This is a genomic window from Streptomyces sp. NPDC004629 (assembly GCF_042873595.1).
Lineage (GTDB): Bacteria > Actinomycetota > Actinomycetes > Streptomycetales > Streptomycetaceae > Streptomyces.
The window spans coordinates 1-24377 of sequence record NZ_JBIALO010000028.1; the positions used below are offsets into that span (position 1 = coordinate 1).

The following is a 24377-nucleotide window of genomic DNA, read 5'->3' on the forward strand; positions in this document are numbered from 1 at the left end:
GGGGGTGCGGGGCTGAGCCCCGCGGGGGGGGGGGGGGGGGGACGCGCGCCCGGCGGGGGGGGCCCCGGGGGGCGGGGGGGGGGGGGGCGCCCCCCCCCCCGGGGGGGGGGCCCCCCCCCCCCGCGACCAGCCACGACGGTGCCGCGGACGACCGATCGCCGGGCCTGCTGAGGAGACCGGGCCGTGCTGCGCCGTGTCATTTTCCGGCGTCACGGCCCGTGGTGGTAGACCACGCCCGAACGCATCCCGCCGCTCGTGGCGAAGAGCTGAGGGACGGTCACCGGCGCATAGCCGCGGGCCTTCAGTGCCCGCAGGAGGTACGGGACGGCCGGCGGGGTGGTCGCGTACCGGTCGTGCAGGACCACGACGGCTCCGGGCCGCACCCCGGCGAGCACGCGCCGTTCGATGAGCCGGGGGTCGTGGTGTTTCCAGTCCCGGGGGTCGACGTTCCACATCACCACCGACAGGCCCGCTCCGGCCGCCGCCGCCCGCACCTTCGCGTTCCACGCGCCGAACGGCGGCCTGCAGATCGTCGGCCGGTGTCCGGTGACCGATGCGATCTGCCGCGCCGCGGTCCCCAGTTCACGGCGGATCCGGTCGGGCGGGAGCCGGGTGAGGTGCGGGTGGGTGACCGTGTGGTCGCCGATCGCGTCCCCGTCCCGGTACTCCCGCAGCACGTCCGCGCGGTGACGGAGCGCGTGCGGCCCGATGAGGAAGAAGGTGGCCACGGCGTGCTGCCGCTCCAGCGCGCGCACCACGGCCGGGGTGTAGCCGGTGGGACCGTCGTCGAAGGTCAGCGCGACGCACGGGGTGGTCCGGCAGTCCACGGGCGGTGGCCGGATCCCGTCGGCCGAGGTGGCGGACGGGCCCTGGGACGCGACGCCGGCCGCCGGGCCTGCGGTGGACGCCACGGCCGCGAGGACGGTGCCGGTCATCAGCGTCACCGCCCGCCGCCGCAGCGCACCGGTCGCCATCGCACCACCTCGGTCGCACGGCCCCGCCTCCATTGTCGGACCGCCGGCGGGCCCAGGCGGTCGGAGTCGGGTAAGAACGCGGGAAGGTCCCAACCCGGCGGTCCAGCCGGGCGCCGACGGTCAGCCGCCCACCCGGACCAGGCCGCTCTCATAGGCGAAGATCACCGCGTGCACACGGTCGCGCAGGTCCAGCTTGCCCAGGATGCGGCCCAGATGGGTCTTGACGGTCGTCTCCCCGAGGAAGAGCCGGCCGGCGATCTCCGCGTTGCTCAGGCCCTGGGCGACGAGGGCGAGGACGTCCCGTTCGCGGTCGGTCAGCCGGGCGAGGCGGCCACGCTCCGCGCCGGGGGCCGCGGGCAGGACGTACCGCTCCACGAGACGGCGGACGGCCGACGGCGCCATCATGACGTCGCCGCGCAGGACCGCCCGGACCGTCACCAGGATCTCCTCGCCGAGCGCGTCCTTGACCAGGAACCCGCTCGCCCCGGCCCGCAGCGCCCCGTACGCGTACTCGTCGAGGTCGAAGGTGGTGACGACCAGCACCTTCGGCGGGGACGGCAGGGCGCACAGTTCCCGGGTCGCGGCCAGGCCGTCCACCTCGGGCATGCGGACATCCATCAGGACGAGGTCAGGCCGCAGTTCGGCGCTGCGTTCCAGGGCGGCGCGCCCGTCGGCCGCCTCCCCCACGACGGTCAGATCGGGCTGGCTGTCGATCACCATGCGCAGCCCCATCCGGATCAGTTCCTGGTCGTCGCAGAGCAGCACGCGGTGCGGGGCCGCCGTGCCGCTCACCGGGGCACCGCCGCGAGCCGGCGCGGCGTCAGCCCCAGTGCCGCGTCCACCCGGTAGCCGCCTTCGGGCAGCGGCCCCGCCTCGACGGTCCCGCCGTACAGCGCCGCCCGTTCCCGCATGCCGACGAGTCCGCGGCCGGCCGACGCGGGAAGGGCCGGGGGTGCGCTCCCGGTACCCGCCGAGTTGTCGACCCGGATGCGGACCCGGCGTTCGGGGCCCGGCGTTCCGAGGTCGACCCGCACCCGGGCGACCGCGCCGGGCGAGGCGTGCTTGGCCACGTTGGTGAGCGCCTCCTGCACGATGCGGTACGTCTGCTCGGCCAGTGCCGCGGACACCCCGTCGCGCTCGCCGCTCAGCTCCAGGCGGGAGCCGGGGAGGCGGTCGACGAGCGCGCGCAGCTCGTCGAGGGTGGCGCCGCCTCCGCTCAACTCGCCGTAGAAGTGATGGAGTTCGCCGGCCTGTGGGGCGTTGGCGGGTGGTTCGTCGGCGCGCAGCACGTCCAGCAGCCGGCGGAGTTCACACAGGGCGGCACGGCCGGTGGTGCCGATGGTGCGCAGCGCGCGGTCCGGGGCCCCGGGGTCGGTGTCGCGGGCCAGCCTCGCTCCCTCCGCGTTGAGCACCATGACGGTGACGCCGTGCGCGAGGACGTCGTGGATCTCGCGGGCGATGCGGGTCCGTTCCTCGGCGACGGCGGCGCGGGCCAGCGCCAGCCGCCGGGACTCCGCCAGTTCGACGCGGCGCGCGAACTCGGCGAGATAGGCGCGGCGGGCCCGGACGTACGCGCCGAGGACCCAGGCGCCGGCCAGCCACAGGACCACGGAGACCGGGGTGAGCCACGCGATGCCGCCGGTCCGCAGTCGCGGGTAGTCGGCGACCCAGCCGGGAGCCCACAGCAGCACGCAGGCGCCCGCGCAGGCGGCGGTCACGGCGGCGGCGCGGCGCAGCCCGCGCACCGAGAGCGTGTAGAAGACCGCGGCCAGGGCGAGCGCCCCGCGCCCGGGTTCGCGGCCCCAGACCTCGCCCAGGTGCTGCGCCCAGAAGGCGGCCGTGACGCACGCGGCGACCGCCACCGGGTGCCGGCGCCGCCACAACAGGGGCAGCACGAGCGCCGCGTACACCGCGGTCTGCACCCACACGGGCCGCCAGCCGGGCTGGTCCCGGATCACCGGTGGCGCGGCGACGAGCACGACGAGCAGGACGTCCATCAGCCGGGGGTGGCGCCCTCGCCATCGCGCCAGGCTCTCCATCAGGCGAAGCACCGCCTCACGCTACGACGGCCGAAGAGCCCCGTCGTCACCCCGTGGGCTGCACCGGGGTCCTCCCGCAGGAGGACCCGCACGGACCGGGAGTACGACGCCGGGTCACACCGCGGCCGCCGAGCATGACGGCCGTGTCGATCACCACGCAATTCCTCAGGCGGCCCCTCATGACCGGGGCCGTGGCCGCCAGTTCGCGGCGGCTCGCCCGCGCCATGACCCATCGCATCGGTCTGGAGGAGGCCCGGCTGGTCGTCGAACTCGGGCCGGGCACCGGCGTGTTCACGGACGCCCTGCTGCGGCTGCTGCCGGCGGACGCGCGGCTCGTGTCGATCGAGCTGAATCCGCGGCTCGCGGCGCACCTGGCGGCCACCCGGCGCGACGCACGGCTGACGGTGGTGAACGGCGCCGCGGCCGAACTGGCGCAGGCGACGGGCGGCCCGGTGGACGCGATCGTGTCAGGACTGCCGTGGACGGTCATGCCCGCCCGGGAACGGGACAGGACCCTGGACGCGGTCGGCGACGGCCTCGCGCCCGGCGGCCGTTTCACCACCTTCGCCTATCTGCACGCCGCCTGGACGCCGCCGGGCCGCCGGTTCGCCGACGGGCTGCGCGACCGCTTCGGCCTGGTCGAACGCGGGCCGGTGGTGTGGCCCAACGTGCCGCCGGCGTTCGTGTACCGGGCCTGCTCCCCGCGGCCAGCCGCGGGTGGCACCCGCCGGACGGACTCGTCCGCTGCGGAGGGCACGCGGCTCGACGCCGGAAAATGAGGTGCGCCGCCGGCGTGATCGTGATGGAGTCGACCGCCGTGGATCTGCTGAACACCCCCGTCGCCGACCAGGCGGACCTGTCGGCCAGGATGGAACGCAACCTGGCCGAGCACGCCTGCCATCTGCATCGCGGCCTGAGCGGAGCGACGGTCACCGAGCCCGGCGATCTGCTCGTCGCGGACAGCGGCCTGGACGACGACACGTTCAACATCGTCGCCGCGGCCCGCTTCACCGCCGCCGCCGCGCCCGCGCGCATCGCCGAGACCGTCCGGGCACTGGCCGCCACCGGCCGCGGCTTCTCCTGGTGGGTGGGGCCCGCCTCGACGCCGCCCGACCTGACCGACCGGCTGTCCGCCGCCGGTCTGCCGGCGTCCGAGCAGGAGACGGCCATGTGGGCCGAGTTGGACGGCTCCCTGCCGTCCTTCGACGCCGCGGGAGTGGACATCCGGCCGGTCACCACGGCCGCGCAGCTCGCCGACTACGCGGAGGTCGTCGCCGCGAACTGGAGCCCGCCCTCCGACACCGTCCGCCGCTTCGTCGCCCGGACCGCTCCCCTCGCACTGGCCGCCGGCAGCCCGGCCCGTTACCTGGTCGGCTACGCGGCGGGCCGACCGGTCTGCTCGGCCGAGGTCTTTCTGTACGCGGGGGTCGCCGGCCTCTACAACATCGCCACCCTCGCCGCTCACCGGCGGCGCGGCTACGGCACGGCCGTCACCCTCGCCGCGCTCCACACGGCCCGGACCCAAGGCCTGCGCGTGGCCGTGCTCCAGGCGTCGGCCGACGGCGAGGCCGTCTACCGCCGGCTGGGCTTTCGGCCGTGCGGCCGGTTCACCGAACACGCCGTCCATGCGTGAACTCCGGTCCTGAAGAGGGGTGTCCGGGGTGTGCGTCCGCGCCCGCCCGCGCCCGTCGTGTCCGAGATTGTCCGACGGCCCGTCATGAACGCCTGCTGCATTGGCATGGACCTGTTCTTGATCAACGGCTAGGCTCGGCTCCGCCACAGGGCTGAGAGCGCTCTCACTGTCTCTGCTGTTCCACCCCACCACCGCTGGAACGACGAAGGGCAACCCCCATGAGACGCACCAGATTCACGCATGCCGGCCTCGCCGTCCTGCTCATGCTCGGCGTCGGCGTGACGGCGGGCACCCTGCCCGCCGCCGCCGACGACACCCCGGCCGCGACCCGGTCCGCCGAGGCACCCGCCTCGGCCGCGCTGCTCTCCGCGATGCAGCGCGATCTGCATCTGACGAAGGCCGAGGCGGAGGCGAGGCTCGCCGCCGAACAGCGGGCCACCACCACGGAGCCCACGGCGCGCCGGGCCGCGGGGACGTCCTTCGGCGGGTCCTGGTTCGACGCCTCCAGCGGCACCCTCACCGTCGGCGTCACCCCGGACACGACCGCCACGACCCGCCAGGCGATCCGGGCGACCGGCGCGAGCGTGACCACCGTCGAACACAGCGCGCGCGAACTGGACGCCACCCGGGCCCGCCTCGACAAGCTCTCCGCCCCGGCGGGCGTGACCAGTTGGCACGTCGACCCGCAGGCGAGCACCGTGGTCGTGAACATCGCCGAGGGCAAGCGGGATGACAACGATGTCCGGTCGTTCGTCGCCCAGGCCCGCAAGGCCGGTCCGGTCACCGTCGAGGCGATCCCGGGCGTGCCGGCGACCCTTGCCGCGGGCACCGTGGGCGGCGACCCGTACTACACCGGCAACGTCCGCTGTTCGATCGGCTTCTCCGTGCACGGCGGGTTCGTCACCGCCGGGCACTGCGGACAGCCCGGCGCCGGCGTCAGCGGCTGGGACCGCAGCTACATAGGCAACTTCCAGGGCTCGTCGTTCCCGGACAACGACTACGCCTGGGTCAACGTGGGCAGCGGCTGGTGGACGGTTCCGGTCGTGCTCGGCTGGGGCACCGTCTCCGACCAGCTCGTGCGCGGTTCGGCCGCGGCACCCGTCGGCGCGTCCATCTGCCGGTCCGGGTCGACCACGCACTGGCACTGCGGCACGGTGCTCGCCAAGAACGAGACCGTCAACTACAGCCAGGGCGCGGTGCACCAGATGACCAAGACCAACGTCTGCGCCGAGGGAGGCGACTCCGGCGGCTCGTTCATCAGCGGCGACCAGGCGCAGGGGGTCACCTCGGGCGGCTGGGGCAACTGCAGCAGCGGCGGCGAGACCTGGTTCCAGCCCGTCAACGAGATCCTGAACCGGTACGGTCTGACCCTGCACACCGCCTGACCACCCCGCACCACAACGGGCCCCGACCACCGGCCGGGGCCCGTCCCGAACCCGGCGCACGCCGCCCCGACCGCGGGGCAGCGCGTCCCGCCCGGTCAGCGGCGGCACCCAAGGGGATCGACGGACCCCGGGCGCCCCGAACAACGGGCGGGAACGAAAGGCGACCAGCGCCGCGGACGGCAGCCCGGTCCGGACGACGGGCAGCGTCTCCCGGGCCGGTCGGCGGGCGGCAGCAACCCTTTCGAGCCGGGCGGGCAGCGTCCGCTCTCACGCGAACCGGCGGACGGCGCGGGCCTTCCGGATCAGCGGGCGGCAACCCCGTTGGGCCGACCGAGACCGGGCGCCTCCGAACGGCGGGCGGGAACGAAAGGCGGCCAGCGCCGCGGACGGCAGCCCGGTCCGGACGACGGGCAGCCCCTCCCGGGCCGGTCAGCGGGCGGCGACAGCACCGGGAACGGAAGACGGCCGGCGCCGGCGGCAGCCCTGTCCGGACAACAAACAGCCCCTCCCGGGCCGGTCAGCGGGCGGCAGCAACCCTTTCGAGCCGGGCGGGCAGCGTCCGCTCTCACGCGAACCGGCGGACGGCGCGAGCCTTCCGGATCAGCGGGCCGACCCCCATTGGGCCGACGGACCCCGGGCGCCCCGAACGGCGGGCCGGTCAGCGGTCGGTGGTGGCGGAGATCGCCGTGCGGGCCGCGCGCTCCACGAGTGAGACGCCGTCCTTCATCGACGTACTGCCGTCGGAGAGGACCGCGACGAGGTAGTGGTGTCCGCCCACCGCGACACGGCCGACGCTGTTGACGTCCCACAGCCCGGTCGTCGTGCGCTGGAGCCAGCCGTTCTTCAGCTCCGCGGCGGAACGGGCCGCCGCCGAGACGCCCCAGGACTGTTCGTCCACGACACGGGACATCAGTGTGCGCAGATAGCCGCGGGACGGGGCGGTCAGCCCCTCCGCGCCCTCGGACGCGCCGGAGGCCGGCTCGAACACCGCGCGCAACAGCCGTATCTGGTCGCTCGCCGTGGTCCGGGTGAGTCCCCACTTGGCCCCGGGGCCACCCCGCGTCGAGGTCAGTCCGAGGCGCTTGCTCGCCGCCTCCAGGCCAGGCGCACGACCGATGCTCCGCCACAGCGCGTTGGCCGCCGCGTTGTCGCTGCGCTCGATCATCGCCTCCGCGTGGGTGCGCTCCTGCGCGGTCAGGCCCCGCCCGGCGTCCTGCGCCCTGAGCAGCAGCGCGGCGAGGATGTCGACCTTGATGATGCTCGCCGTGTCGTACGCGGTGTCGGCGCCGTACACCGTGGTGCCCCGGCCCGGGGCGTCCAGGTCGAGCACCGCGGCGGTGACCCGTTCCCTGCCCTGCGGCCGCACCTGGGCGAGGAAGTCCGCCGTGGCGGAGTCGGGCCGCGCCACGGCCGTGGCGGCGGCCGCCTGCGTGGGGGTTATGGCACCGGTCGACACGAGGGCCGCCACCGCGGCCGCGAAGGCGGTGACCCCGACCGCGGCACGCCTGCGGCCACGCCGTGCCGCGCGCAGCGGACGCGAGAAGGGTGACGACGGGTACGGCATGGTGCGAAACCTCGGCAGTTAATCGGGGAGGGGGCACAGCACTGCGAACGTAAACACATCACCCCGAGGACGAAGTGACGGCCGCCACCTCGGGACGGCTTCGCCCGCGGATTGTGGGGAAGGCCACAGCGTCGGGTGTGGGTGACGTCACACCACCGGCCGTCACGACCGCGAAGGCCGTGCGCCGGCCGTGGGGCGTGCACGTCGCTCCCGCGGGGCCGCGCAAGGGCGCGGCATCCCTGCGGTGGCGCACACGGCCGCCGCCGTCGAGCCGTGCGGCCGTTGCTCACTGGCCGCCGAGTCCGGCCGTGGCCACGGACTTCACGATATGCCGTTGGAAGATCATGAAGACCACGACGAGCGGGAGCGCGGCCGGCACGGCGGAGGCCATGGTCTGGGCGTACTGGATGCCGTAGGCGTCCTTCACCGAGGTGATGCCGACCGGCAGCGTCATCAGGGCCAGCAGCCAGGCGACGGCCGGCAGGGCCGGCGCGGTCAGGGCCGGCACCTCCCGCACCGGGCGCGGGGCGCGGGCGGTGGACGGGGTGCGGACGGGCAGGTCGGTGGAGGTCATGTCACTTCTCCCGGCCGCGCAGAGCCGTGTACCGGGCGGCGGAGGCGATCAGGACGAGGGCGAAGAAGATGTAGCAGGGTGGTCACGCTCAAGGGCGTGAGCTTCCGGTACCTGCGCCAGGAGTACTCAAGCCGCGTCCGCCGGTTCCTGTGGGGCGGACACTTCTGGTCCGGCTCGTACTTCGCCGAAAGCTGTGGTGGGGCGCCGCTGACCGTGGTGAAGCAGTACATCGAGAATCAGCGGCGCCCCGTATGACCGGGCTGCTAGGCGTCGCGCTCGTAGGCCGCCCGGCGGGTCTGGGCCGCCCGCAGCAGGGCGGTGTCGACCTTTTCGGAGCGGTCGAAACGGTAGACGCCGTTGCGTTCCTGGAAGACATCGGTGAGCTGGGTGTAGCAGTAGCCGAACATGTCCCGGTCGTCCAGCAGTACGGCCGTGAGGCCGGTGAAGCGGGCGACGAACTCCTCCTCGGTGCGCGGCCGTTCGCCGTAGCCCCAGGACGTGTCGCGTTCGTCGCCGGCCGCAGCGGCGGCTTCGGGGTCCCACCAGATGCCGCCGAACTCACTGCAGAAGTAGGGCTGTCCGCCGTACGGCAGCGACCAAGTGCGCCCCTCGGGGCCGGTGTTGACGTACGGGCGGTCCTGTGCGAGGCCGGACATCACCTTGGCGAAGACGGCCGGGTCCTGCTCGTAGCAGTGGGAGTCGTAGACGTCGCTCTCCGGGACCCGGTGCGCGTATCCCGAGGCGTCGAGCACCGGGCGGGTGGCGTCCGCCTGCTTGGTGGCAAGGAACATGCCGCGGGTGACGTCGTCGAGCCGGGTGATGCGGTCGTGCAGCGGCTGGTACGTCTCGTTCAGCGGGCACCAGCCGACGATCGACGGGTGCGAGTGGTCCCGTTCCAGCGCCTCCAGCCACTGGGTGACGTACGAGGCGTCGGGGCGCTGGTTGTCGTCGCGCACGCCGACCTCGCAGCCCCAGTCCCCGAACTCGCCCCACACCAGGTAGCCGAGCCGGTCGGCGTGGTAGAGATAGCGCTCCTCGAAGACCTTCTGGTGCAGCCGGGCGCCGTTGAAGCCTGCGTGCAGGCCGAGTTCGATGTCGCGGACCAGGTCCCGGTCGGTGGGCGCGGTCATCAGGCCGTCCGGGTAGTAGCCCTGGTCGAGCACCAGGCGCTGGAAGACGGGTTCGCCGTTCAGCAGCAGCCGCTTGCCGTGCACGGAGACCGAGCGCAGGCCCGCGTAGGAGCGTGCCGCATCGACGACACCGCCGTCGGCGTCGAGGAGTTCGAGGGTCAGGTCGTACAGGTGCGGGCCCGCCGGGGACCAGGTGCGGCGCCGGGCTTCGGGGACGGGCAGCACCAGGCGGGGCGCGAGGTCGAGATCGGCACGGCTCTGCGCCACGGCCACCTCGCCGGCCTCGTCCCGGAGCGTGGCGCGCACCCGGTGACCGGGGAGGTTGGCGGTGAGCGGCATTTCCAGGAAGAAGGAGCCCGAGGCCAGGTCGGGGGTGATGCGGGGGCGCTTGAGGGCGGCCGCGCGTGGGACCGGCTCCAGCCATACCGTCTGCCAGATGCCCGTCGTCCGGGTGTAGTGGCAGTGCGAGTTGGCGTACCAGGTGGCCTGCTTGCCGCGGGCCTGGGGGCCGTGGCGGCTGTCCCGGGCGCGCACGACGATCGTCACCCGTTCGCCGGCCGCGGCGACCTGGCCGAGGTCGGCGGTGAAGGGCGTGAAGCCGCCCCGGTGGCGGGCGACCTCGACGCCGTTCGCCCACACCGTGGTGTCGTGGTCCACCGCGCCGAAGTGCAGCAGCACCCGGGCGTCCGCCCATGCCGCGGGGACGGTGACCGTGCGCCGGTACCAGACGGCCTCCAGGAAGTCCGTCTCGCCGACACCGGAGAGCGTCGACTCCGGGCAGAACGGGACGACGATACGGCCGGTCAGCTCGCGCTCGCGCAGGCCGCGCTCAAGACCCGTGTCGGACCGGTCGATCTCGAACTGCCACTCGCCGTTGAGATTGAGCCAGGACTCGCGGACGAACTGCGGCCTGGGGTACTCGGGGCGGGGCGGGTCCGAGGGGTGCGGAACGGACATGGTCCTCCTTGCGTCGGGAGTGCCGGTCGGTGCGGCCACATGGCATCATGAGATTTACATCGATGTAAATACGTCGGCACACAGCGGACCGGCCCGAAACCGATTCGTGATGGTCGGTACGATCACGACCGACGGAAGGACGGACAGGTGGCGGCCAGACCGAGGCTCAAGGACGTGGCGGAGTACGCGGGTGTCTCCCCCAAGACCGTCTCCAACGTGATCAACAACTTCGAGCACGTGTCGGAGCGGACCCGCACCGCCGTCCAGGAGGCCATCGACGCCCTCGGTTACCGGGTCAACATCGCCGGCCGTCAACTGCGGCAGGGACGCACCGGAGTGATCACGCTGGCGGTGCCGGAGCTGGACGTGGCGTACTTCGCCGAACTGGCGAAACATGTCATGGCCGAGGCCGGGCGGCGGGGGCGCACCGTCCTCATCCACCAGACCGGGGCCGTGCGGGAGAGCGAACTGGCGGCGCTGCGCGGCTTTGACGCCCAGTTCTGCGACGGCGTCCTGCTGAGCCCGCTCTCCCTGCTCCCCCACGACCTCGCCACCCGCGACCGCCGACTGCCGGTGGTGCTGCTCGGCGAGCGCTCCCCCGGGGCCGGCACCGACCACGTCGGCATCGACAACGTACGGGCCGCGCGGGAGGCCACCGAGCATCTGCTGGCCCGGGGGCGGCGGCGCATCGCCGTCGTCGGCGGTGCGGTGCAAGGCCCGCAGGGCACCGACCGGCTGCGCACGGACGGCTACCGCGAGGCCGTCGAGGCGGCCGGGCTGCCGTTCGCCGCGGACCTCGTGGTGCCGGTGGACGCCTACCACTGGCGGGACGGGGCCCGGGCGACGGAGCGCCTGCTGGAGCGTGAGCCCGCCGCGGACGCCCTGCTCTGCCTCAACGACCATCTCGCGCTCGGCGCCCTGCGCGCGCTGCACGAGCAGGGCCGGTCGGTGCCGGGCGACATCGACGTGGTGGGGTTCGACGGCATCGAGGCGTCCCGCTTCAGCGTGCCCACGCTGAGCACCGTGGCCCCCGACAAGCAGGAGATCGCCCGCGCGGCCGTGTCGCTGCTGCTGCGGCGCATAGACGAACCGGACGTCGGCGCTCCGCGGGACCATGTGGCCGGGTATCGGCTGGTGATACGGGAGAGCACAGGCGGCTGACCCGGCCCCGCCCCGTCCCGGGCGCCCGCCGCCCCGCGCACCTGTCACGGCATCGGGGCCTGCGGTGCGATCGCGCGCGGAGCGCGCGTCAGGCCGCGGACTCGCTGCAGCCCGCCACGGCGCGTACAACTCCCCGACCGGCAAAGGACTTCCCCGGTCGCCGAACAGACGCGGGCCGTCAATGGCCGTCACGACTCGTGGCGGACAGGGGCGATGTGACCCACGCCCCGGGTGTCGCTGAATCGGAGCTGCGCGAACTGGGTTCGGCGCTGCCGCACTTGACCGGACTCCGCGACTTCGGCATCTACTTGTCGCTTCCGACGGCGGCGTGGTCCCAGGGAGACTGAAACGGCTCACCCCGGCTCATCACAAGATCACAGTGGTGTGGTCCGACACCTCGGTCTTCGAACAGCGAAAGCGGCGCCCGCACTTGAGGGCCCCGGGCGGCCCGGCCCTTTGTGCTCTTGGCTCGGCGTAGCCCTTTTGGGCAGACTGGCCGGAACGGCTGAGAGCATCGGCCGTCGGAATCGGTCCGGGGCCACACAGACGGCCTCGCTGGACAAGGGGCGCGGGCGTACGGTGGCGGACATCGGGCTGGCTGCAGCAATCGAGGAACTACGGCAGGAGCTGTACCTGGCCCAGAACGCGGGAGCGAGGCAGCAACTCGCCTTCGAGATCGAGGAGGCGCAGCTTGAGCTCCTGCTGGAGCTGCGCAACGAGGGCCGCGGGGAGGGGAAGCTGACGTTCGGCGTGGCCACTGTGAACGCAAGCGGCTCGTTGGGATCAACCCGCACTCACAAGCTGACCCTCAAACTGAAGGTCAAGGACCGTGCCACCGCAGGTGGGCAGGTCGACGTCGGGGCCGAGGAATCCGGCTCCTGGGACGAGGGCTGATCGCGGCGGACGGAAGGCCGACAGGGGACGAGCTGAGGCAACTTTCGTGGACAAGCGCAGGTTGGCTGATGTCCGCTGCGACGGCAGGGGCCGCCGCAAGGCCGGATCGGGCTATCTCGTCGCTCCGCAGCTGGTGCTGACCGCCCTCCATGTCCTCGTCGACGAAACCGGCGAGGTTTGGCCCAGGATCACCGTTCGGGTGGGCCACCCGCCGTCCGGGAACGTGGACCGCCGGGAAGCCGCCGTCTGCTGGACCGGCTCGAACGGCCTGGATGTGGCTCTGCTGCGCTTGGACGCGCCCGTGAACGTTCCGGGAACGGTGCGCTGGGGCCGACCGGTGGGCAGCGAAGCCCTTCCGTATGCGGGGCTGGGGTACCCGCTTCAGACCAGGGCCACAGACGGCCATCGGCGGGTCGAGCACCTGCGTGGCATGCTCTCCCCCCTGGCCGGGGGCGACGGCAGACACGACTTGTACACCCTTGACCAGCATGCCGCCCCACGTCTGAGGACCGATCAGCGGCAGGCATGGGGCGGGGTCTCCGGGGCAGCGGTCTTCTGTCAGGGCCACCTCGTGGGCGTCGTTCTCCAGGACGACGAAGAGCACGAGAACCGCCGTCTGCACGCGCTGCCGGTGCGTAGGTTCGGCACGGACTCTGCCTTCGTCGAACTGCTGGAGCGCCACGGGGGCTTGGCGCCCGGTCTTGTGCCGGTGCAGGAACAGCCTGCGGTACCCGGCTCCGGATACCTGCTGGAGGTTCGTGAACTCGCCGCAGAGCGCTTCGAGGGCCGCGCGGAGGAGCTGACCACGATGGCCGCGTTCTGCGCCGAACCCTTTGAGCCGCCGAACGGTGAAAGTGCCTACTGGCGGTGGCTGGCCGAGCCGTGGTCGGGCAAGACCACGCTGATGGCCCAGTTCGCGCTGCACCCGCCAACGGGAGTGGACGTGCTCGCCTTCTTCATCACCGAGCGCCACGGCGGAAACTCCGACCGCACTGCCTTCCTCTCCGCCATGGAGCGTCAACTGCGTGAATACCTGCACGACCGCGAACTCGAATGCAGGACCCAGGGGCAGTTCCTGGACGGGTTGCGGCGGGCGGCCGAGCATGCCGAGGAGGGCGGCCGCCGTCTGGTCCTGCTTGTCGACGGACTGGACGAGGACACCGGGGTCGTCAGCGCTGTGTCCGGCCACAGCATCGCTGCCTTGCTGCCCCGGCAGGTGCCGTTCGGGCTGAGGGTTCTCGTGGCGGGACGGCCCAACCCTCCGGTACCGGGTGATGTCTCGGCAGGCCATCCGCTGCGGAGCCGCGCGATCGACCACTGGCTGGAGGTGTCGCCCGTGGCACAGGCGGTGCGCGAGGAGGCGGAGCGCAGCCTCGACGCGCTGCTGGCCGGCAAAGGGCCGGGTGCGGAGCTGGTGGCATTGGCGGCGGCCGCCGGCGGCTCTCTGAGCGCTGCCGACCTCGCCGACCTGACCGGGATGTCGGCGCGCAGGGTAGAGCTGGAGCTCGGAGGGGCCACCGGCCGGGTCTTCCAGCGCCGTGTCGCCCGGTGGCCCGTGCCCGGCGTCGGCGACCAGCTCTTCTCCTTCGCGCATCAGGAGCTTCTCACCAGCGCCCGCGAGCTGCTGGCCCCGGCCGCCCTCAACGCTGCCCTCGACCGCATCCACACGTTCGTCGCCCGCCACCGCCGGGCCGGCTGGCCGCTTCGCACCCCGGAATACGCGCTGCGCGGCTATCCCCAGATGCTGCACGCACGGCGGGATACGGCTCGGCTGGTCGAGCTGGCCACCGATCCTCGACGGTACGAACGCCTGTGGCAGCGTAGCGGAGGACATCAGGCGGCACTGGAGGAGATCGACTCCGCCTTCGACCTCCTGCTCGCGCCGGATGAGCAGGGCACGGCAGTCGGGGCGGACGGCCCGGATCTGGCCGCCGCGCTACGCCTGGCAATGTGCCGGAACACCCTCCACGACAAGATCACAGACGTGCCGCCGGGACTGCTGGAGGTGTGGGCCAGGCTCGGGGCAACGGACAAGGCCGTGGCGCTGGCGCAGAGCCACCCCGATCCGAAGACCAGAGCCGGGCAGCTGGCCGAACTCGCGGAGACCCTGATGTCCCACGGCCACGAAGGTGCGGCGCACCCCGTGCTGGTCGAGGCGGAAAGGGCAGCCAGGCAGGTCCCGGGCGACGATCTCCACTCCCGCATGGCGCGCTTGTTCGCCCGCATGGGCGATGACGACCGCACCGTCGCTCTCGTACAAGGCATCACCGACCCTGAGGCGCGATCGTGGGCACTGTGCGACGTCGTCCAGGCCTGGACCATGGTTGAGCGGTACCGGGAAGCCACCGACCTCGCCGGCACCATCACCGACCTGGAGCCGCAAGCCCGTGCCCTGACCGCAGTCACGGTCGCACTCGCTTCCGCCGGCAGGCACCGGGAAGCGGCGGCCACGGCACGGCTCATCGGCATCCCCACGACACGCACAGATGCTCTGGCCCTCGTGGCGGGGAGCCTGACCGAGGCAGGTTGTCACCCGGACGCCCTGGACCTGCTGTCAGGCGTCACCGGCCCCGAGGAGCAGGTGCCCGTACTGGCTGCCATGCTCCTGAGTTCGGTGGAGGCGGGCTGGTACCGGCAGGCAGTCGGCCTCGGACGCCGACTCGCCGACGTGGCAGACACGACCTGCGACGTGAAATGGGCGGATACCGCACTGTTCCATGCTTCCCTCGGATTGGCGCGCGCGGGAGACTACGCGCTCGCCGCTGAGACGGCCCGCCGCATTTCCGATCTCTGCCACAGGGCCTCGGCCCTGGCCGATCTCGCTGACTGTCTGGCCCAGATGGGCGAGGACCGGGCCGGTCCGGCCCATATGGGCGAGGACCGGTTCGCAGCCAGGATCGCCGCAGAGGCGGCAGAGACGGCGCGCGATGTAGGCCCTGCCGGGCAGCGGGTGCGGATGCTCGCCGAGACCGCCCGTACGGCCGCCTGTACGGGCCAGGACGATCTGGCCGCAAGCCTGGCCAAGGAGGCGGCTCTTGCGGTGCAGGAGAGTACCGGTCGCCTGGAGGCGACCGACGTTCTGTCAGCGATGCAGCACCTGGTCGAGGCCGGCCAGTACGAGCAGGCCCGCGCCATGGCCGGTGCTGAGCCGGCTGTCGGGAATCCGACGCTGCTGAAGACGAAACTCGTGCGCGTCTTGGCCACGGCGCGGCAGGAACACCTGGCAGTCGATCTGACGTTGACGATGTCCGCCCCCGAGGACCGGGACCACGCATTCGTGGGCATCGTGGAAATCCTGGCCAGGGACGGGCGGTTCGAGCAGGCTCTGGAGCTGGTCGGCGAGATCACGGACCCGGCACGACAGGCCGGCGCGCAGGGCTCCGTCGCCGAGTCCGTGGCAGAAGCCGGTGACCACCGAAGGGCCGCCGACCTGGCCCTCACCATCACCGACCAAAAGGAACGGGCCGATGCCCTCACCGCCATCGCGGACGTCACAGCCCGGTCCGGTGATCCGCAACTGGCCGCCGACCTTGCCCGGGCCGCCGCGGCAGCCTCGCTGGGGATCAGTGATCCGGACCGACGCAACCACGAGCTAGCGGCCCTGGCCGAGGCCCTCGCCGAGGCCGGAATGAGCGAACTTGCCGTCAGGGTCGCCCGGACCGTTCCGGATTTCTCCGAGATGCCGGAGGCGTACGGGATGGTGCGGGCGCTCTTCAGGAACCGGCACGACACCGAGGCTCTCCACTTCGTACACGACGCTGTACGCGACGCTGGTGCGAGCGAGCGGGATCTCGTCGAGGCAATGGCCTTCGTCTCCTACGCTCTGGCCGCGGAGGGCAGACATTCCGCAGCGGGCGAGGTGGCCCTGCAGGCCATCGACCGGGCGCGTGCCCTCACCGACCCACAAGAACGCTCCCGCTTGCTGGGCGACCTGGCCGTGGCGCTCGCCGACGCGCACAAGGCCCGCGAGGGCGTTGAGCTGGCAGTCTCCATCGCCGACCTTGGCGAGCAGCAAGACGCACTGTCCAAAGTGGCCCTTTCCTTGATGAAATCGGGCCGCCGCCAGAAGGCGGTCGACCTGGCGCTGACGACATCATTCCCCGACGTCAAGGCATGGATCTTCGCCTACCTCGCCCGCACGTCGGCTCGGCAGGGCCGGCTTTCCGATGCAGCCGGGTTCAGCGCACAGGCCCTTGAGGTGGTCCCCCTCATCGACGAGGGACGGGACCGTGTTGTGGGACAAGTTGCGGAGGCTCTGTCCCACACCGGACGCCACGATGAAGCAGCGGACCTCACCGGCACGATCACTGACATCGGCCACCGCTTGCAGGTACTGGCCGAGATCGCCGACGTCCTCGCGCGGCAGGGCCGGCATGGACGGGCCATCGATCTTGTGCAACAGATCACCGACCGGGTGTCTGCGGTTGCCGACTCAAGCGCTCGGGGGCGTGTGCTCACCACGCTGGCTCAAGTCTGGGTCCGCACCGGCCGCTACCAGGAGGCCAGAGACATCACCGGTACCTCTGACATGCGTTCCCAACGATGGTGGGGACAACTGGAGGTCATCGGCTATCTGACCGCTGCGAACGAATACGAGGAGGCCATCGAATTCTCCGGCTCCTTCGACCCGGAGCACCGGGGCAAGGCCTTGCGCGACATCGCACGAGCCTTGGCCCGGGCAGGGCGGCACGACCGAGCAGTCGCCCTTGCCCGCACCATCATCGATCAGGAGCAGCGCGCCGAAGCCCTGGCCGCCATCGCCTCCCGCGACGGGCTGCCGGAAAGCAAGCGCCTGCTGTTGCTCACCGAAGCCCTGGCCGCCGCCGCTCCGGCGCCGCTGATCAAAGCCGTCGGACGTGTCGCGCCCCGTGCCCTCTCCGAAGCCGCGCAGCAAGTCCTTGGAGAACTCACGTAGGAAATGCCGTGCCGCCGTCCGGCTCCGCAACGGAGAACGGGACGCGGCAGGATCGGGACGCCGTCCTCGTGCCGGGCCCTGAGCCCGCCCTTGCCGCCCTTGCCGCCCTTGCCGCCCTTGCCGCCCTTGCCGCCCTTGAGCAGGCAAGCCTCCTGTCCGACCGGGCCGGCCGACGGCACACCGATCAGCGGTCGTCTCGGTCGGTGCGGCGGCACCCTGTGTACCGGGAGGGCCGTCGGCTCGGAGGTCGGTGCCGGGGCGCCCGGGGTGGCCGGGCGCCCCGGCGTGCTCTGCCGGCCGGGTTCAGCCGGTGAGCACGGTCAGTCCCTCCGGGGCCCGGGTGCTCACCGTGCCGTCCGCGGCCAGCGTGATGTCGAGCCGCTCTCCGCCGGCCTCAAGACCGGTGACCGTGAACGGTCCGAAGGAGCGGGCGAATCCGGGCGCCACGGTGATCGTGCCGCCGGGTACGTCCGCCTCCAGGCCCAGCGCGGCCCGCAGCACATGCACCGACGACGCCGCCGCCCAGGCCTGCGGGCGGCAGGACGCGGGGTAGGGGGCGGGTCGCGCCGCGGCCCGGTCGCCGTGGCCGGCGAACAGTTCGGGCAGCCGGGCGTCGAAGGCCGTCGACGCGGTCAGCAGGCCCGCCGCAAGGGGCGCCGCCGCATCCGCGAAACCGGCCCTGACCAGGCCGTGCACGGCGATCGCCGTGTCGTGCGGCCAGATGGCACCGATGTGGTAGCCGTACGGGTTGAAGCCCGTCGCCGCGCTGCTGAGGGTGCGCAGACCATGGCCGGAGTCGAGGTCGGGCCGGGTCAGGCGGGCGGCCAGCAGCGCGCTCTCCTCCTGGTTGAGCAGGCCCGTGCCGAGGAGGTGTCCGAATCCGGAGGTGATCGCGTCGACGGGAGTGCCGTCGCGGTCGAGCGCGAGCGCCGGGTACGGGCCGTCGGCGTCCTCGACCCAGAAGCGCTCGCGGAAGCGGGTGGCGAGCCGTTCGGCCCACTCCTCCCAGGCGTCCGCGCCGGGCCGGCCGAACGCCCGCAGCAGGGCCGCGCCGCCCCGCGCGGCCTCGTACGCGTACGCCTGGACCTCGCACAGCGCGATGGGCGGCTCGGCGAGGCGCCCGTCCTGGTACCGGACGGAGTCGCCCGAGTCCTTCCAGCCCTGGTTGGCGAGGCCGCGGCCGGTCAGGTCGACGTACTTCAGGAAGCCGTCGCCGCCCGCGTCGCCGTGGTCGCGCATCCAGGCGAGCGCCGACTCGGCGTGCGGCAGGAGCCGTTCGACCTGCTCCGGGGCGAGGCCCCAGCGCCAGGCGTCGTGCAGCAGCGTGATCCACAGCGGGGTCGCGTCGACCGTGCCGTAGTACACCGGCGGCAGCGCGAAGGTGTCCGCGAACTCCTGGCTGCCGCGCCGCACTTCGTGCAGGATCTTGCCCGGCTGCTCCTCGGTGGCCGGGTCGACGACGGCGCCCTGGCGGCGGGCGAGGGTGCGCAGGGTGCCGGCGGCGAGTTCGGTGCCGAGCGGCAGCAGCATCCGTGCCGCCCACAGCGAGTCGCGGCCGAAGAGGGTGAGGAACCAGGGGGCGCCGGCGGCGAGGAACTGGTCCACGCGGCCGTCCCGCGCCGCGTCGTCCTCGTCCGACCGCGGGTCGGTCAGGCGCAGCCGGTCCAGGTCGGCCACCGACTGCCGCAGCCAGTGGTCGAAGCGGTGGTCCGCGGAGCGCAGCGCGGGGGTGCGCCACGGTACGGCGCCGGCCGGGGGCGCCGGGAACTGGTCGCCGTCCGCGTGGGCGGCCGTGCAGTGCAGCGTCGCCGTCCACCGGGCGCCGGGGCCCAGTTCGATGTCGTAGGACAGGCGCCCGGTGCCGGGGTCGAGCCGGTCGGCGGCCGGCTCGGCGGCCAGCCGCACGGTGAGGCCGTCGCGCGACCAGTCCAGCGTGGCGCCGTCCGCGGCCCGCGCCGGGACGAGGGCCTGGCGGTCGCCCGACTTGACGCGCTCCATGGGGGCCAGATCGGTTCCGGCGGAGACGGTGAGCCGGAAGGCCACGTGGCGGTGTCCGGCGTTGACGACCGTGAACTCCTCGGTCAGCCGGCCGGCCGTGACGGTGCGCCCGCGGTGCAGTTCCACGGCCGGGTCCGGGGTGCTCTCGCCGAGCCCGCGCAGGATCGCCCGGAAACCGGCCCGGTCGGCGCCGCCGAAGCCGCCCGTGACGGGCACGAGCGGGATGCCGTCGACCGCGACGGTCAGCCGGGACAGGGCCCTGACATCGCCGTGGTAGAAGCCGTCGACGCCGTGCTCGATCTGCCCGTCCGGGCGGGAGAGCGCGAAGCTCGGCGCGCAGAGTGTGACGACCGCGTCGTGCAGGAACGGCTGCAGTCCCTCGGGGGTGTCCGCGGCCTCCGATTCCGGGTCGCCTGTGTCCTGGGGCTTGACAGTGGTGTCCAAAAGAGAAGAACCTCTCAGCGTTAGATCGTTCCAAAGACAGTAATCTCCATGTCAGAGCGATGACAATGGCTTTGGAACGCTCAAATCGATCCACCAGGGCTCTACACGGCCCTTTCTCGTCGGAGACCCGTATGCCCCGCACCCCGCGTTCCCCGGCCTCACCGGGCCCGGTCACCCTCGCCATGGTCGCCCGCCGGGCCGGTGTCTCCCCGCAGACGGTGTCCAACGCGCTCAACTCGCCGCAGTTGCTGCGCCCCGAGACCCTGGAGCGGGTGCGGCGGGCCGTCGACGAGATGGGATACCGGCCGAGCCGCGCCGCGCAGACGTTGCGCACCCGCTCCAGCAAGCTGATCGGCTACGGCATCCAGCCGTCCCCGGCCGGCACCACGGCCCCGATCATGGACCGTTTCCTGCACGCCGTGTCCCAGGCCGCGGACGAGTCCGGGTACCGGATCCTGCTGTTCGCGAGCCCGCCGGGCGAGCCCACGCTTGAGGGGTACGAGGAACTGCTCGGACAGCACGAGGTCGACGGGTTCGTGCTCAGCGGGACCGCGCGCCACGACCCCCGTCAGGCCTGGCTCGCCAAGCGGGGCGTGCCGTTCGTCGGCTTCGGGCGGATGTGGTCGGGGCGGCCGGTCGGCGACTGGGTCGACGTGGACGGCGCCTCGGGCACGGATGCCGCGGTGGAGCACCTGGTCGCCCTCGGGCACCGGCGGATCGCCTTCCTCGGCTGGCCGCGCGGCTCCGACGTCGGTGACGACCGGGCCGCGGGCTGGCAGCGGGCGATGCGCCGGCACGGGCTGTCCACACGGGCGCGGCGCGCACAGAGCGTGGACGACATCGAGGCCGCGCACGACGCGGTCAAACCGCTCCTGGACGCCGGTGCGACGGCCGTGATCGCGGCCAGCGACACACTGGCCCTGGGCTGCTACCACGCGCTGCGCGAGCGCGGTGCCGCCCCGGGCCGGGACGTCGCCGTGATCGGTTTCGACGACTCCCCGACCGCCGCGCTCCTGTCGCCCGCGCTGTCCTCGATCGAGCAGCCGCTGGAGGCGGTCGGCCGGGAGTGCCTGCGCCTGCTGCTGGCGCGGATGGCCGACGCCGGCGCACCCCCGGAACGGGTGCTGCTGGCGCCGTCGCTGGTCGTGCGCGACAGCGTGCCCGGCACGGACGCGGGAGCCGACGGACCGGCAGCCCGTTAGCCGTCGCCCGACGCGCACGGCGCGACCTTGTACACCGGCCCGCACGGGCCCCGAACCTCTCCCCCCTTTCTCCTCCCCACCCCGGGTCGCGGTCCGCCGCACCGCCCGGGCGGAGCCGCACGTCCCACCCCGAGTACACGGAGGAAGCAATGACCACCCGCACGGCCGCCGCGGCCCTCGCCACCTGCGCGGCTCTGATGGCCGCCACCGGCTGTTCGTCGAGTTTCGGCGACGGCAAGGAGACCGAGCAGGACTCCGGCGCCAAGCAACACCTGACGGTGCTCATCGCCACGTCGGGCGACGCCGAGACCAAGGCCGTCAAGGACGCGGCTGCCGCGTACCAGAAGGAGTCCGGCAACACGGTGACCGTGCAGGTCGCCAAGGACATGAACCAGCAGCTGGCGCAGTCCTTCGCCGGGCACAAGCCGCCGGACGTCTTCTACGTCAACTCCGACCAGTTCGCCAACTACGCGAAGGCGGGCTCGCTGTACGCGTACGGCGACCAGATCAAGGACGCGGACGACTTCTCGGCACAGCTGCGCTCCTCCTTCACCCACGACGGTCAGCTGGTGTGCCTGCCCAAGGACACCTCCACGCTGGGTCTGGCCGTCAACACCGAGCTGTGGCAGAAGGCCGGGCTGACCGACCAGGACTACCCGACCACCTGGGCCGAGCTGAAGCAGGTCGCGGGCAAGCTCACCGGGGACGGGGTGACCGGACTCGTCACCACCAACGAGTACCAGCGGCTCGGCGTCTTCATGAAGGAGGCGGGCGGCTGGGTCACCGATGCACGGCAGACGAAGATGACCGCCGCCGGCGCCGAGAACGCGCAGGGCCTCGCCTTCGCGCAGTCCCTGCTGAAGGCCGGTTCGATGAAGTACGCCCCGGACGTCGACACCAGCTGGGGCGGTGAGGCGCTCGGCAAGGGCAAGGCCGCGATGACGATCGAGGGCAACTGGCTGGCCGGAGCCATGAAGGCCGACTACCCGGACGTCAAGTACAAGGTCGTGGAGCTGCCCGCGGGGCCGGCCGGCAAGGGCACGCTCGCCTTCAGCAACTGCTGGGGCGTGGCCGCCGAGAGCGCGCACCAGAAGGCCGCCGTGGATCTGGTGAAGTACCTCAGCTCCGGTGAGCAGCAGCTGAAGTTCGCGGACGCCTTCGGTGTCATGCCCTCCCGTACCAGCTCGCTGGCCACGTATGCGCAGCAGGTGCCGGAGGCCAAGGCATGGGTGGACGGCGCCGCGTACGCGCAGGGGCCGGTGACCATCGCCGGGTTCGAAAAGGTGCTCGGCCAGTTCAACACCGATCTGCAGGCGCTGCGCACCGCCGACCCGAAGAAGATCCTCGCCGACCTCCAGAACAACGGCGAACAGGCCATGGCGAAGGGCGAATGAGCCGTCATGTCCCCCCGCACCACCCGCGCCGCGGACCAGCCCCGCGGCGACGGTTCCTCCGACTCCGGACGGCCGCGTGCAGCGGCACGTTCCCGGTCGACCGGTTCGCCGGGCGCACCTGACGCGCCCGGCGGGGCCGGTCCCACCGCGGCGCCCCGCGCCAACCACGCCCCGCGCGCGGGGCGCCGCCTCGGTGAGGGCATATGGGGCTGGCTGTTCGTCAGCCCCATGGTGCTCGTCCTCGGCCTGTTCCTGATGCTGCCGATCCTGATGGCGCTGTGGGTGAGCCTGCTGCACTGGGACGGGCAGTCCAATCCGTTCAGCGGCCAGACGAAGTTCGTGGGCCTGGACAACTACCGGGCGCTGCTGACCGAGGACGGTCTCGACCGCACCCTCTTCGCGACCTCGCTGCGCAACAACGCCTACTACGTGCTGCTGACCGTGCCGTTGCAGACGGGTCTGGCCCTGGTGCTTGCGCTCATCGTCAACCAGCGGCTGCTGCGTGCCCGCAGCGCCCTGCGCACCGCGTTCTTCTTCCCGTCGGTCACCAGCTCGATCGCGGTGTCCACCGTCTTCCTGTTCCTCTTCCAGGGCAGCGGGGCCGTGAACTCGCTGCTGTCCTGGATCGGGGTGAAGGGCCCGAACTGGTTCGCCGACCCGCGCGGGGTGCTCTCGCTGCTGCTCGGTGCCCTCGGCATCGTGGATCCCGACCATCCCTCGGGCGCGCTGGCCGAGCACTCCTTCCTCGGTCTGTCCTGGTTCCAGTGGCTGTCCGGGCCGTCCGTCGCGATGTGCACGATCATCCTGCTCGCCGTGTGGACCACCTCCGGCACCTTCATGCTGATCTTCCTCGCGGCGCTGCAGGACATCCCGCGGGAGCTGGAGGAGTCGGCCGCTCTGGAGGGCGTCAACCGGTTCCAGATGCTGCGCCACATCACGCTGCCCGCGCTGCGGCCGGTGCTGTTCCTCGTGCTCACCCTGGGTCTCATCTCCACCTGGCAGGTCTTCGACCAGGTGTATGTGATGGGTCAGGGCGCTCCCGGCAACACGACACTGACCCCGGCGTTCCTGTCGTACTCGTCCGCGTTCGACGACGCCGACTTCGGGCAGGGCGCGGCCATCGCGTTCATCATGCTCGCCCTGATCCTGTGCCTGACCGCGTTGCAGCGCTGGGCGTTCAGGGACCGCGACGCCCGCCCCGGGAGGAACCGATGACGTCGACGACACGGGCCGTCCGCAGACAGCACCGTCCGGTGCTGGGCCGGTATCCGCTGCCGCTGCGGATCGTGGGCTATGCCGTGGTGGCCGGGCTCGGCCTGCTGTACATCCTGCCGTTCGTCCTGCAGTTGGTGACCGGTTTCAAGACCGACCCCGATGCCGCGTCGCACCCGCTGTCGCTGATGCCGGTCACCCCGACGACCGCCGCGTACCAGCGGCTGTTCGGGCTGAGCGAGGCCGGCGACGGGGTGCCGTTCCTGCGCTGGCTGGGCAACTCGGCGGTGGTCGCCGTCCTGGTCACCGCCGGGCGGGTGCTGTTCGACTCGATGGCCGGGTACGCGCTGGCCCGGCTGCGGTTCCCCGGGCGGGGCCTGCTGTTCGGGTTCGTGCTCGCGGTGATGGCGGTGCCCGGAGTGGCCCTGCTGATCCCGAAGTTCCTGGTCCTGAACACGTTCGGGCTGTTCGACACGTACACCGGCATGATCCTGCCGCTGATGGTGGACGCGGCGGGCATCTTCATCATGAAGCAGTTCTTCGAGTCGGTTCCCCGGGAGGTGGAGGAGGCGGCCCGGGTGGACGGCGCCGGTGTCTTGCGCACCTTCTGGTCCGTGGTGCTGCCGATGGCGCGGCCCGCCCTGCTGACCCTGACCATCCTGTCGTTCCAGAGTTCGTGGAACGAGTTCACGCACTTCCTGGTGGCCACGCAGTCCGCCCAGTACGAGACGCTCACGACGGGGCTCGCCCGGTTCGTCTCGGGCGGTCTGGGCGGCGGCACCCAGTACCCGCTGAAACTCGCCGCGGCCCTGCTGTCGACCCTTCCGGTGGCGGCGCTCTTCTTCTGCTTCCAGCGGTACTTCGTGCAGGGCGCGAACGCGGGCGCGGTCAAGGAGTGACA

Annotated in this window: 17 protein-coding genes and 1 pseudogene; 11 read left to right on the forward strand and 7 right to left on the reverse strand. The window is 72.5% G+C overall.

The window, feature by feature from the left end:
* Positions 1 to 209: 209 nt before the first annotated feature.
* The 3 genes from ACFYTE_RS32530 to ACFYTE_RS32540 form a co-directional block, all read right to left on the reverse strand.
* A complete protein-coding gene (locus ACFYTE_RS32530; RefSeq protein ID WP_388718422.1) occupies positions 210 to 974 on the reverse strand; it encodes a polysaccharide deacetylase family protein in 765 nt (254 codons plus the stop codon).
* 120 nt (positions 975 to 1094) lie between these two features.
* Positions 1095 to 1766: a response regulator gene (locus ACFYTE_RS32535; protein ID WP_388718424.1), complete on the reverse strand. Its 672-nt coding sequence runs from the start codon at positions 1764 to 1766 to the stop codon at positions 1095 to 1097.
* Positions 1763 to 3025, reverse strand: a complete 1263-nt coding sequence (locus ACFYTE_RS32540) for a sensor histidine kinase (RefSeq protein WP_388718426.1) — start codon at positions 3023 to 3025, stop codon at positions 1763 to 1765. The genes ACFYTE_RS32535 and ACFYTE_RS32540 overlap by 4 nt, the downstream gene beginning before the upstream one ends.
* A gap of 122 nt (positions 3026 to 3147) precedes the next feature.
* Between ACFYTE_RS32540 and ACFYTE_RS32545 the strand changes: the two genes are divergently transcribed.
* The 3 genes from ACFYTE_RS32545 to ACFYTE_RS32555 all read left to right on the forward strand — a co-directional run bounded on the left by ACFYTE_RS32545 (position 3148) and on the right by ACFYTE_RS32555 (position 6031).
* Positions 3148 to 3792 carry a class I SAM-dependent methyltransferase gene (locus ACFYTE_RS32545; protein ID WP_388718428.1) on the forward strand — a complete coding sequence of 215 codons (645 nt, stop codon included), beginning with the start codon at positions 3148 to 3150 and terminating at the stop codon, positions 3790 to 3792.
* A gap of 89 nt (positions 3793 to 3881) precedes the next feature.
* Complete coding sequence (locus ACFYTE_RS32550) at positions 3882 to 4646, forward strand: GNAT family N-acetyltransferase (protein WP_388718616.1); 765 nt, start codon at positions 3882 to 3884, stop codon at positions 4644 to 4646.
* Between the two features lie 218 nt (positions 4647 to 4864).
* On the forward strand, positions 4865 to 6031 hold the full coding sequence (locus ACFYTE_RS32555; RefSeq protein ID WP_388718430.1) for a S1 family peptidase: 1167 nt from the start codon (positions 4865 to 4867) through the stop codon (positions 6029 to 6031).
* Between the two features lie 658 nt (positions 6032 to 6689).
* Here the strand turns inward: ACFYTE_RS32555 and ACFYTE_RS32560 are convergent.
* Entirely contained in the window at positions 6690 to 7595 is a 906-nt protein-coding gene (locus ACFYTE_RS32560) for a serine hydrolase (RefSeq protein ID WP_388718432.1), read from the reverse strand.
* Between the two features lie 286 nt (positions 7596 to 7881).
* A pseudogene (locus ACFYTE_RS32565) lies at positions 7882 to 8052 on the reverse strand (carbohydrate ABC transporter permease); the annotation flags it as partial.
* A gap of 195 nt (positions 8053 to 8247) precedes the next feature.
* Between ACFYTE_RS32565 and ACFYTE_RS32570 the strand changes: the two are divergent.
* The gene (locus ACFYTE_RS32570; protein WP_388718434.1) at positions 8248 to 8424 is read left to right on the forward strand and encodes a transposase; all 177 of its coding nucleotides are present in this window, start codon (positions 8248 to 8250) and stop codon (positions 8422 to 8424) included.
* Between the two features lie 8 nt (positions 8425 to 8432).
* On the opposite strand, the gene ACFYTE_RS32575 is transcribed toward ACFYTE_RS32570, so the two are convergent.
* Positions 8433 to 10256 (reverse strand): glycoside hydrolase family 2 protein, encoded by a 1824-nt coding sequence (locus tag ACFYTE_RS32575; RefSeq protein WP_388718436.1) that lies wholly within the window; start codon positions 10254 to 10256, stop codon positions 8433 to 8435.
* Positions 10257 to 10403: 147 nt separating this feature from the next.
* Here ACFYTE_RS32575 and ACFYTE_RS32580 point away from each other — a divergent pair, with 147 nt between their 5' ends.
* From ACFYTE_RS32580 to ACFYTE_RS32590, 3 genes are all read left to right on the forward strand, one after another.
* Positions 10404 to 11417 (forward strand): LacI family DNA-binding transcriptional regulator, encoded by a 1014-nt coding sequence (locus tag ACFYTE_RS32580; protein WP_388718438.1) that lies wholly within the window; start codon positions 10404 to 10406, stop codon positions 11415 to 11417.
* A 579-nt stretch (positions 11418 to 11996) separates the two neighbouring features.
* Complete coding sequence (locus ACFYTE_RS32585; protein WP_388718440.1) at positions 11997 to 12311, forward strand: trypco2 family protein; 315 nt, start codon at positions 11997 to 11999, stop codon at positions 12309 to 12311.
* 46 nt (positions 12312 to 12357) lie between these two features.
* Positions 12358 to 17226, forward strand: coding sequence for a trypsin-like serine protease (locus ACFYTE_RS32590; protein WP_388718442.1), 4869 nt, complete (start codon positions 12358 to 12360; stop codon positions 17224 to 17226).
* 303 nt (positions 17227 to 17529) lie between these two features.
* Here the strand turns inward: ACFYTE_RS32590 and ACFYTE_RS32595 are convergent, their stop codons facing one another.
* Complete coding sequence (locus ACFYTE_RS32595) at positions 17530 to 19668, reverse strand: glycogen debranching N-terminal domain-containing protein (protein WP_388718444.1); 2139 nt, start codon at positions 19666 to 19668, stop codon at positions 17530 to 17532.
* Positions 19669 to 19799: 131 nt separating this feature from the next.
* Between ACFYTE_RS32595 and ACFYTE_RS32600 the strand changes: the two genes are divergently transcribed.
* From ACFYTE_RS32600 to ACFYTE_RS32615, 4 genes are all read left to right on the forward strand, one after another.
* A complete protein-coding gene (locus tag ACFYTE_RS32600; protein WP_388718446.1) occupies positions 19800 to 20870 on the forward strand; it encodes a LacI family DNA-binding transcriptional regulator in 1071 nt (356 codons plus the stop codon).
* Between the two features lie 149 nt (positions 20871 to 21019).
* Positions 21020 to 22264, forward strand: a complete 1245-nt coding sequence (locus tag ACFYTE_RS32605; protein ID WP_388718448.1) for an extracellular solute-binding protein — start codon at positions 21020 to 21022, stop codon at positions 22262 to 22264.
* 228 nt (positions 22265 to 22492) lie between these two features.
* Positions 22493 to 23479, forward strand: a complete 987-nt coding sequence (locus ACFYTE_RS32610) for a carbohydrate ABC transporter permease (RefSeq protein ID WP_388718618.1) — start codon at positions 22493 to 22495, stop codon at positions 23477 to 23479.
* Complete coding sequence (locus ACFYTE_RS32615) at positions 23476 to 24375, forward strand: carbohydrate ABC transporter permease (protein WP_388718450.1); 900 nt, start codon at positions 23476 to 23478, stop codon at positions 24373 to 24375. The genes ACFYTE_RS32610 and ACFYTE_RS32615 overlap by 4 nt, the downstream gene beginning before the upstream one ends.
* Positions 24376 to 24377 lie beyond the last annotated feature (2 nt).